This is a genomic window from Verrucomicrobiia bacterium (genome assembly GCA_035574275.1).
Lineage (GTDB): Bacteria > Zixibacteria > MSB-5A5 > DSPP01 > DSPP01 > DSPP01.
This window is the reverse complement of the sequence record DATLYY010000077.1, coordinates 1-16,573: the sequence shown is the minus strand read 5'-3', so window position 1 is coordinate 16,573 and position 16,573 is coordinate 1. Positions and strand designations below refer to the sequence as shown.

General features: G+C 55.1%; 16 protein-coding genes. 3 read left to right on the top strand and 13 right to left on the bottom strand.

All coding sequences use genetic code 11. The annotated features are described in order from the left end of the window. Both VNL73_11065 and VNL73_11060 read left to right on the top strand, forming a co-directional pair. Entirely contained in the window at positions 1–1,260 is a 1,260-nt protein-coding gene (locus tag VNL73_11065; protein ID HXF49947.1) for a 3-isopropylmalate dehydratase large subunit, read from the top strand. Then, the gene (locus VNL73_11060) at positions 1,257–1,754 is read left to right on the top strand and encodes a 3-isopropylmalate dehydratase small subunit (GenBank protein ID HXF49946.1); all 498 of its coding nucleotides are present in this window, start codon (positions 1,257–1,259) and stop codon (positions 1,752–1,754) included. The genes VNL73_11065 and VNL73_11060 overlap by 4 nt, the downstream gene beginning before the upstream one ends. Before the next feature lie 66 nt (positions 1,755–1,820). Here the strand turns inward: VNL73_11060 and VNL73_11055 are convergent, their stop codons facing one another. Further along, positions 1,821–3,158, bottom strand: coding sequence for a quinolinate phosphoribosyl transferase (locus tag VNL73_11055; protein ID HXF49945.1), 1,338 nt, complete (start codon positions 3,156–3,158; stop codon positions 1,821–1,823). A gap of 37 nt (positions 3,159–3,195) precedes the next feature. Here VNL73_11055 and VNL73_11050 point away from each other — a divergent pair, with 37 nt between their 5' ends. Then, positions 3,196–3,576: a hypothetical protein gene (locus tag VNL73_11050; protein ID HXF49944.1), complete on the top strand. Its 381-nt coding sequence runs from the start codon at positions 3,196–3,198 to the stop codon at positions 3,574–3,576. Positions 3,577–3,671: 95 nt separating this feature from the next. On the opposite strand, the gene VNL73_11045 is transcribed toward VNL73_11050, so the two are convergent. The 12 genes from VNL73_11045 to VNL73_10990 form a co-directional block, all read right to left on the bottom strand. Beyond that, the gene (locus VNL73_11045) at positions 3,672–3,902 is read right to left on the bottom strand and encodes a cold shock domain-containing protein (GenBank protein HXF49943.1); all 231 of its coding nucleotides are present in this window, start codon (positions 3,900–3,902) and stop codon (positions 3,672–3,674) included. Positions 3,903–4,227: 325 nt separating this feature from the next. Beyond that, positions 4,228–6,396: a UvrD-helicase domain-containing protein gene (locus VNL73_11040; GenBank protein HXF49942.1), complete on the bottom strand. Its 2,169-nt coding sequence runs from the start codon at positions 6,394–6,396 to the stop codon at positions 4,228–4,230. 23 nt (positions 6,397–6,419) lie between these two features. Continuing rightward, on the bottom strand, positions 6,420–7,394 hold the full coding sequence (locus tag VNL73_11035; GenBank protein HXF49941.1) for a sugar phosphate nucleotidyltransferase: 975 nt from the start codon (positions 7,392–7,394) through the stop codon (positions 6,420–6,422). Further along, positions 7,391–8,455 carry a bifunctional phosphoglucose/phosphomannose isomerase gene (locus tag VNL73_11030; protein ID HXF49940.1) on the bottom strand — a complete coding sequence of 355 codons (1,065 nt, stop codon included), beginning with the start codon at positions 8,453–8,455 and terminating at the stop codon, positions 7,391–7,393. The genes VNL73_11035 and VNL73_11030 overlap by 4 nt, the downstream gene beginning before the upstream one ends. A gap of 5 nt (positions 8,456–8,460) precedes the next feature. Beyond that, positions 8,461–10,140: a phosphoenolpyruvate--protein phosphotransferase gene (gene ptsP / locus VNL73_11025; protein ID HXF49939.1), complete on the bottom strand. Its 1,680-nt coding sequence runs from the start codon at positions 10,138–10,140 to the stop codon at positions 8,461–8,463. Beyond that, positions 10,137–10,403 carry an HPr family phosphocarrier protein gene (locus tag VNL73_11020; GenBank protein HXF49938.1) on the bottom strand — a complete coding sequence of 89 codons (267 nt, stop codon included), beginning with the start codon at positions 10,401–10,403 and terminating at the stop codon, positions 10,137–10,139. The genes ptsP and VNL73_11020 overlap by 4 nt, the downstream gene beginning before the upstream one ends. 2 nt (positions 10,404–10,405) lie before the next feature. Further along, positions 10,406–11,509: a DNA-processing protein DprA gene (gene dprA, locus VNL73_11015; GenBank protein HXF49937.1), complete on the bottom strand. Its 1,104-nt coding sequence runs from the start codon at positions 11,507–11,509 to the stop codon at positions 10,406–10,408. Continuing rightward, complete coding sequence (gene obgE, locus VNL73_11010) at positions 11,493–12,491, bottom strand: GTPase ObgE (protein ID HXF49936.1); 999 nt, start codon at positions 12,489–12,491, stop codon at positions 11,493–11,495. The genes dprA and obgE overlap by 17 nt, the downstream gene beginning before the upstream one ends. Before the next feature lie 101 nt (positions 12,492–12,592). Beyond that, positions 12,593–14,263, bottom strand: coding sequence for a BamA/TamA family outer membrane protein (locus VNL73_11005; GenBank protein ID HXF49935.1), 1,671 nt, complete (start codon positions 14,261–14,263; stop codon positions 12,593–12,595). 40 nt (positions 14,264–14,303) lie between these two features. Then, complete coding sequence (locus VNL73_11000; protein HXF49934.1) at positions 14,304–14,759, bottom strand: DUF2784 family protein; 456 nt, start codon at positions 14,757–14,759, stop codon at positions 14,304–14,306. A gap of 419 nt (positions 14,760–15,178) precedes the next feature. Further along, complete coding sequence (locus VNL73_10995) at positions 15,179–15,838, bottom strand: hypothetical protein (protein ID HXF49933.1); 660 nt, start codon at positions 15,836–15,838, stop codon at positions 15,179–15,181. Positions 15,839–15,921: 83 nt separating this feature from the next. After that, positions 15,922–16,395 carry a hypothetical protein gene (locus tag VNL73_10990; GenBank protein HXF49932.1) on the bottom strand — a complete coding sequence of 158 codons (474 nt, stop codon included), beginning with the start codon at positions 16,393–16,395 and terminating at the stop codon, positions 15,922–15,924. Positions 16,396–16,573: the final 178 nt, after the last annotated feature.

Genomic DNA, 16,573 nt, shown 5'->3' with positions numbered 1-16,573 from the left:
ATGCCGCAGACCCTAAGCGAAAAGATTATATCCGAAAAAGTCGGTAATCCGGTCAAAGCCGGGGAGTTGGTCCTTTCCCCGATTGACTGGATTTACGCCCACGACCTTTCCGGCCCTCTGGCCATCTCGCAATTGGAAAAACTGGGTTTGGGGCCACTCAAGTATCCTGAACGGGTGATTTTTTATCTCGACCATTCGTCTCCGAGTTCCACGGCCATCGCCGCCACCGAGCAAAAGGTCATCCGCGAATTTACCCGTAAGCTGAACTTGAAATTCTACGACGTCGGCAGCGGCATCGCCCATCAGGTGATAATGGAGGAAACCCTGCGCCCCGGCGATTTGGTCATCGGCGGCGATTCCCACACCTGTCAGGGAGGTGCCGTGGCCGCTTTTGCCACCGGAATGGGCTCCACCGACGTGGCGATGGCGATGCTTTTGGGGCGCACCTGGCTGAAAGTGCCGGAAACGATGTGCTTTGTCTTGAAAGGGAAATTTCCCCCGGGCGTTTACGCCAAGGATGCGATGCTTTACATCATCGGCCAGATTGGCGTGGACGGCGCCACCTATCGGGCAATGGAGTTTTTGGGCCCGGCGATTGACGAAATGCCCCTCTACGAGCGCACGATTTTCGCCAATATGGCTATTGAAGCGGGGGCCAAAGTTGGCCTTTTGCCCGCCGATGAAAAAACACGCGCCTATTTCAAGGAATTCGGCCGGGAGAAAGATTACCGTCCCCTGAAACCGGACGAGGGGGCCAATTACTGCTATACGCTCGAAGTCGATTGCTCCAAACTCGAGCCGCAAATAGCAATGCCCCACAACGTGGACAACGTTAGGCCGATTTCCGCTCCAGAATTGAAGGACGTGAAAGTGCATCAGGTTTATATGGGCACCTGCACGAACGGAAGAATCGAGGACTTCCGCGTCGCCGCCAAAATTTTGAAAGGAAAGCGGGTGAACCCCAATACCCGTCTGGTTGCCACCCCCGCTTCGCGCGATGTTTATTTGAAAGGAGCCAAGGAGGGGCTCTGGCAGATTTTTGTGGAAGCCGGCGGCTTGGTGAACTCCCCCGGCTGCGGTGCCTGTCCCGGCGTGCATACCGGCATTTTGGGGGATGGGGAAAATTGTCTTTCAACGATGAATCGCAACTTCAAAGGCCGGATGGGAAATCCCAAGGCGTTTATTTATCTGGCAAGTCCGGCGGTCTGCGCCGCTTCGGCACTGACGGGGAAGATTACCGACCCGAGGAATTCTGTATGAAATTCAAAGGCAAATCCTGGCTTTTTGGCGACGACATCTCCACCGATTTGATTTTCCCCGGCCGTTATGTGCATCTTTTATCCAACATCCCCGAACTGGTCAAACATACGCTGGAAGACGCTCGCGCCGACTACGCAGCCGGAGTAAAGCCCGGCGATTTTGTCGTGGCGGGCAAAAACTTTGGAATGGGTTCTTCCCGCGAGCAGGCGGCGACTATTATCAAGCAGTCCGGCGCCTCCGCCGTTTTGGCCAAGTCCTTCGCCCGGATTTTTTTCCGCAACTCCATCAACAACGGCCTGCCGGTGGTGGAAGTGGATACTTCCGGAATCGAGGAGCAGGATGAATTGGAACTGGACTTGAAAGCCGGCGTTTTGAAGAATTTGACCAAGGGTTTTGAGCGCCGCTTCGCCCCCCTCCCGCCGATTATGACCGAGATTCTAAACGACGGCGGCCTCGTCGCCCACATCAAAAAGCACGGCGATTTTCATTTGTAAATTGTAGGAGCAATTCATGAATTGCCCCTACGAGCGGGTTTTAAGCCCGTTCCTAAAAAAACCTCCCTACCTCTCGACTTTTTTCAACCGCGCATTCGGTCGGTACTCCCGCCCCACTTTGGCCACCGGTTTCCCTTCGACCAAGACCACATCGGCGGTGAAATCGAAATTGCCAGACAAAATCCAGCTCCCCACCGCGTAGGAATCGACCGGGACTTTTGATTCTTCGAACCATTTGATTTTATTCGGATTGAACCCGCCGGAGACCACGATTTTGACGTACGAAAATCCTTCTTTGTCCAGCGCCTCGCGCACTTTGAGAACGAGCGAGGGATTGACGCCCCGCAGCTTGGCTTCCGCTTCGGCTGAATGCCCGCCGACTTCCGCCGCCAGCGAGTAGTCGATTAACATTTCGGAAGTATCCAGCCGCACCCCCCAGAGCTTTTGACCCAGCTTGCGGGCCACGGCAACCGATGTGGCCGGGCAGTTGTTGTCGAAATCGACCAAGGAAATCACCGGAACGTCCGGAATGTATTGGGAAAATTTCTCTGTGGCCAAGACCGTGTTCCCGTCGTAGGCGGCAATCAAGGCGTGGGGCATCGTCCCCAACCCCCGGTCGCCGTACCAGGCCGCCATGGCATCCGTAGCAACTCCTTTGGCACCGCCTATCATCGAGGCGTAGCCATCCCCGCCCTGCGCGGCAAAATGGTCGAAGCGGTCGGCAAAAAATAAAACCGGTTTCCCCTTCGCGGCTTCCACCACGGCGCGGGTGTTGGAGGCGACTTTGGTGCGTCGCGCCAGAACGCCCAAATAAACCGATTCGAGGTGTGCGAAGTAGGACAAATCTCCCTCGATGGTCATTGCCGTCTCCCAGCTCCCAACTGGTTCGCCATCGGCCAGCGAACGAACATCCAATTCGGAGAATTTGGAGACCCACAAATCATCCAACCTCCTAATTAACTCGGTTCTCTCTGCCGCCGATTTTAAGTAGCCGTCGTAGTCGTGAACGGCCAATTGCTGGCGGATGAGTTTTTTCATCTCCACATAGCGGTCAAAAAGGGGATAGACGGCTTCGGCGTTTTTGTAGTAACCGGAGGCGGTTTTCAAAATCGCAATCGCCTCATCCGTTCCGCAGACAACCGCTTTCTCCCGCTTTTGAAAAACCTGCATCAGGCATCGGACGTGGCGGTTGTCTTGTTCCAAAATCCGCTTGGTACGCCAAAAGTAAACCCCGGAGCGGTATCCCCGGCGCAGTTCCACAACGGGGAGATCGAATACGGAAGGGTCGAGGCGCATCGTACCGTCAAAATAATATCCCTCTCCAACTTCGGAAAGCGCACGCTGTAAAATCACCAAATCAACTATGGGAAACTTCCCATAGTCCCGGCTCCAAAATGGAAACATTTTGCATCCTGCAAGTGTTACCCTTGCGTAGTAGGAAATGAAAGCAACGTACCACATTCCCATACCAGGCCAGCACAAGCCGTTGAAAACAAAGGTCTTGGGCAATTTGCCCGATTTGGTACGGGGGTTGCTAAAAAGGAGGGTGGAAAAGGAGTTGGAGCAAGCTATGAAAGACCACGTTAAATTTTTCTTGGGGCTCGCAATTGTCGGGGTGGTGCTTTTGGTGTTAGGCCACTCGGCCGCCGCCAATTCGGAGATTAAAAACTTCGATGGCAAGGGCGCGTTGTTCGCCGCCTACGCCGCCGTCTTTCTGGGCTTGGTGCTTCTGGCCGGCGGCGGGGCCGGGCTTGCCTACGTTATAAAGAAGATTCTTGATCAAAAGATATTCGAGCCGCTCAAAAACCGGCTGAAGTTTTAAGTTTCCTCCTGCGCCCAAGCTCGACAACCGGGCGGACAACAAAAAATCCCCGCTTTCGTCAGAAAGCGGGGATTCGTTTTTATCCGATGGCGAATTTACGCTCCCTGCCTGGCCTCCTGCCGTTTCAGGCGAATCACATTGGTCGCCTGCGGCCCTTTGGGCCCTTGGGACAGCGTGAACTCCACCTCTTCCCCTTCCATCAGGGTCTTAAAGCCGTCCGAAGCGATCGCGGTATAGTGCACGAAAATATCCGGCCCCCCCCCTTCCTCGATGATGAAGCCGAAGCCCTTTTTCTCGTTGAACCATTTCACCTTCCCCCGTGACACGCGTTCACCTCCTCGCGGCTTGGAAAAAATCCCAAAAACCTTGTCAAAAATACCCATACGCCTTCTTTCTGTGAGATATTTGATAAAACGAAGCTTTTACGTCCAACCCGCCTCCAACTCCGGTTAAAAAATTAATGTCTACTTCCTACTTCCAAACCACCGCTAATGCTTTTCAACAGCCCACTGCGCCAATAAATTTCACGTTCCGGCTGGTTTTTGTCAAGGAAAATGTTGGCTTCCTTGCTTAATTGGGCTTAATACTGTAAAACTTCCAACGATGCAGCTCCCACCGGGTAGCCCGGAGCCCCTGCTCCAGGGCGGCCAATTAATCCCGCAACACTTTAAGCGAGGCGTACTTGGCGAAAAGCTTTTTGGTCTCGCCGGAGGAAAAGCGAACCCACACGCGCAAGGCCTCCCCCTCTCCTTCCGTCCCCAAAACCTGCCCCTGGCCAAAGGTCGGATGCAGAATTTGGCTCCCCGTCCGCAACCGGGTGGAAACCGAATCCTCCGAGCGCGCCCGGTTAGCGGCGCGGGGATACGGTTTGTCGAAAAGCGATTGTCCTCGGTATTTTTCCGGATAGGCCAGCCCCTCCCGCTTGACTAAATCGGCCGGGATTTCGTCCAAAAAGCGGGAAGGTAGATTGAACGTTTCCCCAAATCGGTGCCGCCGGGAGCAGAAGGAAAGGGAGACCTTCTTTTTGGCCCGGGTCAACCCGACGTAAAAAAGCCGCCGTTCCTCCTCCAGCTCGGCCGGGTCGGAAAGCGTGCGCGAAAGGGGAAAAAGCCCCTCCTCCAGCCCGGCCAAAAAGACCATCTCGAACTCCAGCCCCTTGGCCTGGTGCAAAGTCATCAAGGTGACGGCCGAAGTGGCCGGATCCCACCGGTCCAAATCGGTGAGCAGGGCGACTTCGCCCAAAAAATCGCTCAACGTTCCCTCCGAATTCCGCTCCAAAAATTCGTACGCCGCCGCTGCCAGTTCCTGCGCGTTTTCCAAGCGCCCCTTCTGGTCGGCCTTGTCCTCTTCCGCCAGCATTTCCGCCAGACCGGAACCTTCAAGCACCCGCAGAATGAATTCGTTAACGGGCAATCGGGTTTTCAATCCGTTCATCTGTTCAAAAAATTTGACCAGTCCGGCAATGGCGTTTTTTGTCTTTGTAGACACCCCTTCAATTTCCGAAACTTTCTTGAAAGCATCCCAAACGGACATATTGCGGGCATTCGCCCACTCGGTGATTTTCTTCAAACTCTCCTTGCCGATGCCGCGGGCAGGGACGGAAAGCAGCCGCTCGAACGCCACCAGGTCCGCCTGGTTTTCGATGAATTTCAAATAGGCCAGCAAATCCTTCACTTCCTTCCGCTGGTAGAAGCGGACGCCGCCGACTAAAATGTAGGGCAACGCCCGGTAGCGAAAGGCATCCTCCAAGGCCCGGCTTTGGGCGTTGGTGCGGTATAAGACCGCTACTTGCGAAAGCGATACCCCCTTTTTGGTAAGCTGCTCCACTTCTTGGGAGATAAAAAAACCCTCCTCCGCCTCGTCCGCCGCTTGGTAACAGAACAACTGCTCCCCGGTCTCGCCGGAAGTCCACAAACTTTTCCCTTTCCGCAGCCGGTTTTTGGCCACCACGGCGGAGGCGGCGGAGAGGATGGTCTGCGTGGAGCGGTAGTTCTGCTCCAGCAGGATGATTTTGGTCTCCGGAAAATCCTTTTCAAAATCAAGGATGTTGGAAAGCCGCGCCCCCCGCCAGCCGTAAATCGACTGGTCGTCGTCCCCCACGACGAAAAGATTGCGGTGCCGTCCGGCCAGAAGCTTTAAAAGCCGGTACTGGGCGAAATTGGTGTCCTGGTATTCATCCACAAGGATGTAGCCAAACCGCCCCTGCCAGCGGGCCAAAATGTCCGGGTTGTTTGCCAGAACCTGATGCGCTTTCATCAATAAATCGTCGAAATCCATCGCTCCGGCGGCCAAAAGCTCCTTTTGGTAGCTGCGGTAAACCTCCCCCACCCAGCGGTCCATCGGGCTTTTGGTCCAGCGGGCAAAATCCTCCGGCTCGACTAATTCCGATTTGGCATCGGAAATTTTTGCCAGAACCCGCCCCGCCTCCTTACTTTCCCGCCCGAAGGAATTCAAAACCTTCTTGATGACCGCCTGCGAATCCTCCTCGTCGTAGATGGAAAAACCGGAGGGATAGCCGATGGCGGGCGCCTCATCCCGCAGCATCCGCGCGCAGAAGGAGTGGAACGTGGTGACCCAGGGAACGGAAACCCCCAACAACTTCTTCACCCGCTCTTTCATCTCCCCGGCCGCCTTGTTGGTGAAAGTCATCGCCAAAACGCCGTGCGGCGGTACCAGACCGGAGGAAATCAAATGGGCGATGCGGAAGGTCAAAACCCGCGTCTTGCCGCTTCCCGCGCCGGCCAAAACCAAAACCGGCCCCTCCGTCGTCATCACCGCCTCTTTTTGCGGTGGGTTCAACGAATCAAGCAAATCAACCATCGGTTTTGCATCCGCCAAAAAACTCATGGAAAACTCTTTTCTGGAACAGCACCTATTGTGACCCGGCCCTTTTGACCTTTGACCATTGCCCCCGCCCCGATAATGGAATCCTCCAAAACCGATTGGCTGACGGTGGCTCTCTCGCTGACAATCGAGTTGCGCAAGGTCGAAGACCGCACCGCCGCCCGTTCGCCGATGGAAACAAAAGGGCCGATGCTGGAGGATTCTACAACCGCCGAGGAGGCGATAAAGCAGGGGGGCGTAATTGTTGCACCTTGCCGGGTGGACGGCGATTCTATACGGGAAAGCAGATGCCGGTTCGTTTCCAAAAGCGTCTCCGGCTTGCCGCAGTCAAACCACCCCTCAACCCAGAGGGGACGGAAGGCCGCCCCCGTTTTAATCATCTTCGAAAGTCCGTCGGTAAGCTGCCATTCCCCGTTCACCCCCGGCTGCCCCGCCACCAAATCGGACAGGCATTTTTTGAACTGTTCCAAGTCCCGAATGAAATAAGGGCCGACAATTGCGAAGTTGCTTTTCGGTTGGTGCGGCTTTTCCTCCAATCCGGAAATTCTTCCATCCTGCAAGGTAGCGATTCCAAACCGCCTCGGGTCGTCAACCTCCTTCAACCCGAGCAGATTCTCTTTGGCCTGCAAAACCGGCTTCCAGTCCAGCTCCAAGACGGTGTCTCCCAAAAGAATCAAAAGAGGCCCACGCTCCACATAGGGTAAAGTCAAATTCACGGCATATCCCAGCCCGGCCGGTTTATCCTGCACAACAAAGCGGGTTTTTGTTTTTGTGCGGGAACGGAGGTATTCCTCAATCCTCTCCTTCTTGAACCCGACCACAAAGATGAGTTCTTCAACCGGCAGCCCTTCCAAACTGCGCAAAAGATGTCCCAGAATGGTATCCCCGGCCACTTCCAAGAGTGGCTTGGGAACGGAATCGGTGAGCGGCCGCATCCGCACCCCCTTCCCGGCCACCGGGATTACGACTTTCATACTCTTTCCAGTCGTCCTTTCAAGTAGTCAATGACTGCTACCGGCTTGGGGTTGACCCCGTTCAGGACGGCGAGATAATAGCTCGCAAAATCTCCAAGCAGAACGGTGTAGAACATCCGCTCCAGAACACTTTCCCCTTTGGAGGTCGCCTTAATCACCGGAATTTTTTTCTTTTTGAGAACATCCTCCACGATTTTCATACGCGCGGCGATGCGCGGATGGTCATCCTCGTCCTGCAAAAAAACCGCCGCCAACCTCCCCGCCAAGTGTTTCAAAACGCCGAATCCCACCAGTTCGTTGTGGTTGAACTCCGGAAAGACGTTGGCAAACGCCAGCTGCTTGGCGTTTTCGCAAATCTGCCCCTTCCATCGCACGGCCACCGGCTCCATAAGGTCGGCCCCGGCATACACCAGCGGAACCTTGCCAAAAAGTGCCGCCGCCAGCCTTTTCGCTTCGTTTTTCGCTAAAGCCGTTTCCCGCTCCCATTTCCTAATCTCTTCCGAAAGAAAATCAGCCAAACTCAAAATCTCCTCGGAGAAATCCCGGATCAAACCGGCTTTTCCAAGCACGAGCAAAACCGGCACAAACGAAAAGCCGAGCGCGGCGCGCGGCGGATAGCCGGATGGAATGGTGATGATCGGCCGCCCACTGGCACGGAAAGCCAGCTTTCCGCCGGTGGTGATGGAGACAATTTCCGCCTGCTTCTGTCTGGCAGCTTCAAAAGCGGCAAGGGTTTCCTCCGTGTTACCGGAATAGCTCGAAGCGAACACCAAAGTTTCCGGTCCGACAAAAACGGGCAGGGTATAATGCCGGAGGACGTGGAAGGGGATGTTTAATTTTTGCGACAAAAACGTCCGCGCCAAATCCCCTCCGATGGCCGACCCCCCCATCCCCGCCAAAACGATATGGCTCGGGCGAAAGCCGCCTCGCTGCCATTCAAAGCGCTGGGCGATTTCCACCGCCTGCCGGAGCTGCGCCGGGAAATCGACCAGCAGTTTGTAAAAATTGTCAGGGTCGGCTTTTTGGTACCACGCCGGGCTCCCCAACCTCTTCAAGTCCATCCGGCTCACCGGCTCCCCACCGGAAAGGCTCTCCTCAATTCCCGCTTCACCTCCTCCGCCGTGGAAAGCGAAAGAAGTTTTTTAACCGTCCGCGCCGCCTTTTTCGAATCCACCTGTGCCAATGTCTTTTTCGTCTCAACCAGCGCGGACACCGGCACGGAAAGCTCGGTTATCCCCATTCCTGCGAAAACAAAAACCCCCCACGGAAGGGCCGCCATCTGCCCGCAGACCGAAACCGGCCTCTTGAACTTTTTTCCGGCGGCGGCAATCCTAGCCAACAAACGGAGGACGGAGGGATGAAACGGCTCATAGTAGTCCGCCACCTTCGGGTTGCTCCGGTCCACCCCCAGCGTGTACTGGATCAAGTCGTTGGTGCCGATGGACAGAAAATCCGCCGCCCGGGCAAACTCCGTCGCCAAAATGGCCGACGACGGCAGTTCCATCATAATCCCCAGCGGAATTTTCTTATTCACTCCGGAAAAAATTCTTCGGGCGGCCTGGAATTCCTCCAAAGACCCCACCATCGGCAGCATCACCTTCAGGCGCCCTTCCGGGGCTGCTTCCGAAAGCGCCGAGATCTGGCTTTTCAGAATGGCGGGGTAATGGAGCAAAAGCCGCACTCCCCGCAGCCCCAAGGCCGGGTTTTCCTCCCGTTCCTGCCCCAAAACCTTTTCCGCGCCGAAATCGAACGCCCGCACGGTGACCTCGAGGGGAAAAATTTTGCTCAATAGGTCGGCGTACGCCTCCTTCTGGGTCTCCGGCAGGGGAAAGCCGGAAGTTCCCGACGCCAAAAATTCGCTGCGGAAAAGCCCAACCCCTTCCGCTCCTGATTTTTTTGCCTCCTCCCATTCCTCGATGGTCTGCAGATTGGCCAGAACCCAAACCCGTTTCCCGTCCTTCGTTCGCCCCTCCCGCCCGGCCCAGACGGCCCGCTCTTTTTGTTTTCGCGTCCGCTCGGCCAAAAATTTCTGATAAGACCGCCGCTCCTTCTCCCCGGGGGAGACCACCACTTCCCCCGCCTTCCCGTCCACGAACACCGTATCTCCTCCTTCGATTTGCTCGATCTGTTCGCCGACGACCGCCACCGGCAGCCCGAGGGAAGCCGCGCACAAAACCAGATGGGAGGTGCCCCCCCCCTCAGCCAAAACGAGACCGCAAAGCCGTTCTGTCGGATAACGGAACAAATCAAGAGGGGAAAGATTCCGAGCCACCAAAACCGCCTCCTCCGGCAGGGCCGGGGAATGGTTCGCCTCCGGCGAAAGGAGGTTCAAAACGTGCCGCACCACTCCGCGCAAATCGGAGCTCCGGTCATGGATGTAGTTGTTTTGCGACGCCTCGAGCGCTTTGGAGGTTTTCTCCGTCTCCTCCCAGTAGGCCCAGAAGGCGGAAAGCCGTTCTTTCTTGATGCGCTCGGCGACCGTGTTGTTCAGGGTCCGGTCTTCCAAAATCCATTTCTCGAAGTCCACCAGTTCACCCGCCTCGGCGCCGATTCTGCGCCGGTCTTTGGTCAGCGTTCCGAATTCTTTCTGCGCCAAACTGATGGCCCGCTCGAACCGCTCCACCTCTCGCTCCGTCTGTTGGGCGGGGATGTGGCGGCGGGGGAACACCAGCCGGGCGTCCACCAGATATGCCGTCCCTAGTCCCACACCGGGAGCTGCGCCGATTCCCTTAAGCTCTTTTCTCATTCCTCACCAAATTTGCTCGCAAACACCGCCGCGACCGCCGCCGCCGCCGCCTCTTCGTCCGGCCCCTCGGCGATGATGACGATGGTGCTCCCCATCTCCGCCGCCAGCATCATCACCCCCATGATCGATTTGGCGTTCACTTCCAATCCGTCTTTGGAAAGCTTGATTTCCGATTTGAACTGGCTCGCTTTCTGCACGATTTGCGCCGCCGGCCTGGCGTGCAGCCCCAGTCGGTTTACCACCGTTATTTCCTTTTTTACCACCGTCAAATCGCCCGCACGAACTGCTGCCCCGCCAGGCGTTTCACGTGTCCTTTCAGCTCAAGCCCGGTTAAAATTGAAAAACATTCTGAAACCGGTAGTGCCGCTTTGGTCGAAAGTTCGTCGATTAAAACCGGCTGCCCCGCGGCAAGCAGGTCAAAAAGCACCCGTTCCTCTCTTTTCAAATCGATGGCGACAGTCGGTCGCTCCGCCATCGGCGCAACGGTGAGATTTAGCTCCTTCACCACATCTTGCGCACAAGTGACCAGAGCGGCTGACGATTTACGAATCAACCGGTGCGTCCCAACCGAATTGGGGGAATCCACCCGCCCCGGCACCGCCATCACTTCCCGCCCTTGGTCCAGCGCCTGTTGCGCGGTGATTAACGCCCCCGACCCCTCCGGCGCTTCCACGACCACCACGCCGAGCGAAAGCCCGCTGATGACCCGGTTCCGCTTGGGAAAATTTTCCGGCGTGGGGGGGGTGCCGTTGGCAAATTCGGTCAAAACCGCGCCCTGCGTCGGAATTTTTTCCAGCAGTTTGCGTGCCCGCGCGGAAATCACCGAATCGAAACCGCCCCCCAAAACCGCAATCGTCCGGCCGCCGGCACGCAAAGCCGCCTCATGGGCGAAGGAATCGATCCCTTGTGCCATCCCGGAAACGACGGTAATACCCATTCCCGAAAGCTCGAACGCCATCCGGTCGGCCACTTGCTTGCCGTACGGCGAAAAGGTGCGCGTCCCGACGATGCCGACCGCTTTTTTATCTTCGGGAACGAGTTCCCCGCGGCAAAAAAGAACCGGCGGCGGGTCAAAAATCTCGGCCAACTGCTCCGGATAATCCGGCTCGCTCAAAAGCAAAAACTTTTCTCCCGATTTTAAAATCTTCTCCGTTGTTTCATCCGCTTTCTTGTAATCAATGCGCAAAATCCCCTCCGCCGTCTCCGGCCCGACGCCATCCACCTGCAAAAGCTCGCTGCGCGAGGCGTTCAAAACCGCCTGCACACTGCCAAAGTGCCGGTATAAATCCCGCGCCCGCACCTCCCCCACATTGGAAGCGGAAAGCAGGGCCGCCCAGCCGAAAAGCTCGTCCCTACGATTCTTTTCCATTTTCTCCGAGTTTGTAAATTTTCTTGCCAACCGCTTGCATCAAATCCTCGGTACCTTTATGCTGAAAGGCGGAAAGTAAAAAGGCCTTCCCTTCCCAGCTCTTTTTCAAAGCCGCCGCCTCCGCTTTGGAGAGCAAATCAATTTTGTTCAGCGCCACCAGGAACGGTTTTTTGACCAGCTTCGGCTCGAACTGCGCGAGTTCATTTTTCAATTTCTTCAAATCCTCGGCCGGTGAAGGGGAAGAGGCGTCCAATAGGTAGATCAAGAGCCGAGTCCGCTCGATATGCTTCAAGAATCGGTGTCCCAACCCCTTTCCCAGGTGCGCCCCTTCGATAAGCCCCGGCAAATCCGCCAGAACGAAGCTCCGGTGATGATCGGTCTGAACGATGCCCAGGTGCGGTATCAGCGTGGTGAAGGGATAATCCGCCACCTTCGGCCGGGCCGCGGAAACGGCCGAAAGCAGGGTGGACTTGCCGACGTTCGGAAAGCCGACCAGGCCGACATCCGCCAGAAGTTTCAGCTCCAGAACAAGTTCTTTTTCCTCTCCCGGTTCCCCTTCTTCCGAAAACTGCGGCGCCCTCCGCCTCGGCGTGGCAAATCGGGCGTTTCCCCGCCCGCCGCGTCCTCCTTTGGCAAGCAGCACGACCTGTCCCGGCTCGGTCAAATCCGCCAGGATTTCGCCTGTTTTTTTGTCCCGGATGACCGTCCCCACCGGCATTTCGATAAAGACATTTCCCCCCCCCAAACCGGAGGCGTTTTTGCCGCTGCCGTGCATCCCCCGCCCGGCCCGGTAGAACTTTTTGAATTGACAATCGATGAGCGTAGCGAGCTGACTGTTGGCCCGGGCAAATACCGAGCCCCCCGCTCCCCCGTCTCCGCCGGAAGGCCCCCCCTTGGGGACGAATTTTTCCCGCCGGAAGGCGATCATTCCCGAACCGCCCGCCCCGGCCACCGCTCTGATTTCGGCATAGTCGATAAACATAGATTCAACAATTGATTAAGGCGCACTTCGCCCATCAATAAAAGAAAAGAAAATCACGGGTAAAAAGCAATTATGACGATTCTGAATGGAAGCCGACTCTGCTAAAAAGTCCGCGAAAAGCGGAAGGTCAACCGCAGCGGGTTGTTGTTGAGCGCTTTGGCCAAATCAAACCGCAAAAAGCCGCCGAATTTGAACCCCAGCCCGATGTTGTATTTAAAGGGCTGGCCGCTCCAGAACTCCGGGTCGCCGGAACGGGGGGAGGTTTTCCCCCAGTCGAAAAACAAAACGGGGGTGGGAACGAAAGTTTGGTCGATGAGCCGGGCATGGTATTCGAAATTCATCAAAACCATCCGGTCGCCGTAAAACTCTTTGAAGCGGTAGCCGCGCAAAGTTCCGATGCCCCCTAAAAAGAAAAGCTTTTGCAAAGGCAGGCGGTGGATGGAGGTGCCATAGACGGCGTGCAAAAGCGCCGTGTGCCGGGGAACGATTTGCTGAATCCGCTCGAAGCGAAGCACAATGCGTGAGTAATCCCGCTCCTTTTTCAAAACACCTCCCGCCAACTCCCATTCCGCCTTGGCCCACCAGCCGGTTTTTGGGTCTTCCGGGTCGTCCCGTGTGTCGAAGCTGTATTCCAACGTCAACGTGGCAATTTCAGCGTTGAAATCCGCGGCATAGGCGGCAAGCGTTTCCGCCGGGAGCGTGGAAAAGTTTTCGCGGAAACGCTTAGGCCCGCGCAGAATCGACCAGTTGGTCTCCTTCTTGAGCGCCTTGTATTCGTTGACGCTGTAGTTCACTTTGACCTGGTGAATCTTTTTGTACTCCTGCCCGGCAAAAACCGAAACCCCTTCTTTTTCCGTGTAATCCATAAAGTCCGCGCGCATAAAAAGCGTAGCAAAGCTGTTTTCCACTTTTCCCAGAACCCATTCATCCTGCGACCAGGTCCGGCGAAAAGCGGAGGCGCCGAAGGAGAGCGGGTGCGTATCAAAAAGTTTTTGCGAGAAGCCGACGTCGTAGAGCCAGCGGTCGCGGGAAAAGGCATGCCCGCCGCCGGCCCACAACCGGGAATTCAAGTCCCCCGACTTGTAGCCGACTTTGATGTTCAAGTTGAAGCCGTCGACGCGGTTGTAGGCGCCGGAAAAGGAGAGCGCCCCGAACTCCGGCTCTTCGAAGTAGCGCCGCTTGGGGTGTTCCTCCTGGCTTTCCCGCGCCAGTTGCCCGTATATGACGGCCCCCTCTTTTTGAAAAACCTCCCCGCCGATGACGATGACGTCGCCGTGGACGACCGCTTCTTCTCCGAGGCGGCAGGCCCCCAGAAAGAGGATAACGTCGCCGCCGACCTCCCCTTCGATTTGCGCCTCGCCGCCGATGGACACGAGATTCCCTTTTAGATATTCCCCGGCGGCCACGGCGGCCGGCTGCACCAAAGCCAGACGGTCGTGGGGGCCGAGGGCTTGAGATTTTTGGATGGGGGCCGTTTCGTTGAAGCGGACGTTGACCGAAAGACTCTCGACGGCTGCAGCGGGCTGCCACTCGCCGCCGACCAAAACGCCGGAGGGAGAAATGACCAACGTGGTGTCCAGCCAGACCCCCTCGCTGTCGGCAACGGTATTGTACGGGGTCAAAACCAAACTGTCGCGGCCGTCGAGCGTGTAAAAAGCCACTTTTTCCGGCTCGACCAATAGCCGAAGCTTCGTCCCCTGTGCGATTAGTAAAGATGGAAAAAGTAAAGAAAGCCCCAAAACGAAAATGAGGCGAACTTGACCTTTCACCATTCGTTCCAGCGCTTTTTCATCCGGGTGGAATTTACAACGGTCAGCCCTTCCGCTCAACTAAAATTTTGGCTTTTTCCCCGGCAAACCGGTTGAACCACGCTGCCGTCCGCTTGGGCGGACGGTATAGATAGGCGGCGAGCGTGCCCAAATACATTGCCAAGGTGAATCCATCCACGAAAGCCGGGCCAATACCTTCGTGGATAAATTTGCGGAGGTAGTGGAGAGCAAAACCCTCGACAAATGCCGAATCCGTGCCCATTCGCAAATAGAATTCTGCAATACTCAACGGACAATTCATCCCGAATCGAGGCAAAAGAGCAATCAAAATAACTGAAACAAGATGAACAGTCCGAAACTGGAACCAATCGAGAAATTGTCGATGGACGAAAAAAGCGGCTACCGTCCAGATGAAGACAAGAACCGTGTACAAGACCCAAGATATGTGAACGGTCGCAATTTGATTTGCTAAAAATTCGTTCACACTGATTGCATTCATAGCAACGAGACAACATTACATATAATACAAGAAAACAGCCCTCTACATTTAACGCAGTCAGCAGTGGGTCTTTTCGCCCCCAGCACAAACATCCCGAAGGCCAAAACAAGGATAGCCACCCGCATAGAAAATAAGCGTCTCATTTTTATCACCTCCTTTTCTGCATTATGTTTTCAATTCCTCCACCGAATTTTGACCAAACGCTGGCCTCCCCTCTTCCTAAGTATTGGAATTGGGGAGGCCAGACAGGAAAACTGGCGGCGCTCAAAAAATTGTGTTCACGCCGCATTTAAGGCAATTGAGAAATCCGTGACAGTTCCAACAAGGCCAGTCCGGGAAAATGATCGGCCTTTTGGCTCCGACCACGAACATCCCCAATGCTAAAACCAGGGTGGCGGCCTTTAATGAAAACAATCGCTTCATTTTCTCTCACCTCCTTTCGAGGAAACATACTTCCAATCCTCTTCCAATCCTTTAATCATTGCCGGAAAGGCCAACTTAAAAATCATTTTCATCACAGTTTTATTCCCTTTTGTTAAAAAACCCCTTTCGCCCGGTTCAACGTACATCAAGTAATTTTCCTTGATGGTCAGGATAGTAGGATGGTATGGCTTCGAACCCAGTTTTTTCAATCGCAGAGGATGCTTGAGACGATAGACGGGAAAAGCAGTCTTAAGTTTTGTAAGTGCTTTTTTCAAGGAATCGGCTGAACGGCGGGGTTCCTTGAAATCCGGCATAATAAAAATGTCGCAGTTCCAATCCTCCGGGAATTTGCTTTCAGACAGGTGCTCCTGGCAAGAAACAATTGACATCCGGGAAGCAACCAAAAATACCTCAAACCCCCATTCATTCTCCACTTTGCTTCTAAGTTCACTTAAAATTTCCACATACCTGCGAGAATCCTCTTCCCAGGGGTCGAAAAAGATGACCATGCCATATTTCTTAAAGGTAGTAGTATCGATATATATTACCTTTCCCCACTCGCCCACCGGGTAAATGCCAAAAGTCGGAATCAAAGCCGAGTCGCGTATGGTTATGGCCCCGGTGGTATCACCGATAAGCGTGTCCAAGGGGGGCATCGGGGGCCATTCCTTTTTGTCGGCGAAGGCCGAGGTGAGCCAGAAAACCTCCAGCAGAACCGTCAAAACCCACCATTTCCAATTCATAGCGCCTCCTTCACTTCCTTGTCCGCCAAAGCTTGGGGAATATTCTTAATGGTATCCACGAAAAACACCCGGCCATCGTACGGGTTCAAAAATAACTGCAAGCCGGTTTTTGCAAAAGGGTTGCCTTCGCAATCACACCGTTCGACTTCAAGCCGAACCAAATGATAGAAGGCGGAATCGGCGGGGCGGTAGTGCAGGGAAAAATCCCAGCCATAAGAATAATCCCTCGCTTTTGCCTCGGAAATGAGCCGTCGGGCTTTGGGGTGTGCCTCGGCTTGGCGTTTAACCTCCTCAAAGGACAAAACGGGGAATCTTCCATTATGTTTGGGCCAGTCCACCGTTTTTTGAACACCCAAGCCCCTTTCCTTAGCCATCGCCGGTTTTTTGCCCTCAAGCAGCCCGAACCGCCGGGCGGCGGAACTGGCCACAAAGCTTATCACGAGAATGTTAAAGACTACAGAGGCGGTCAAAAGAACCCTCTTGGCCCTTTTCCAGAACCTGTCCCACGTGTGCTCCTGCCAAAGCATACGGGGAATAAAAAGAGAGGGGTGAAAACGGAAGTCAACGCCAAAATTTTGGCGTTTAGCGCCAAATTTTTGGCAGTTGGGAGTTAGAGGGTTATTTTGTAGCGCTTGATTTTGTAATGCA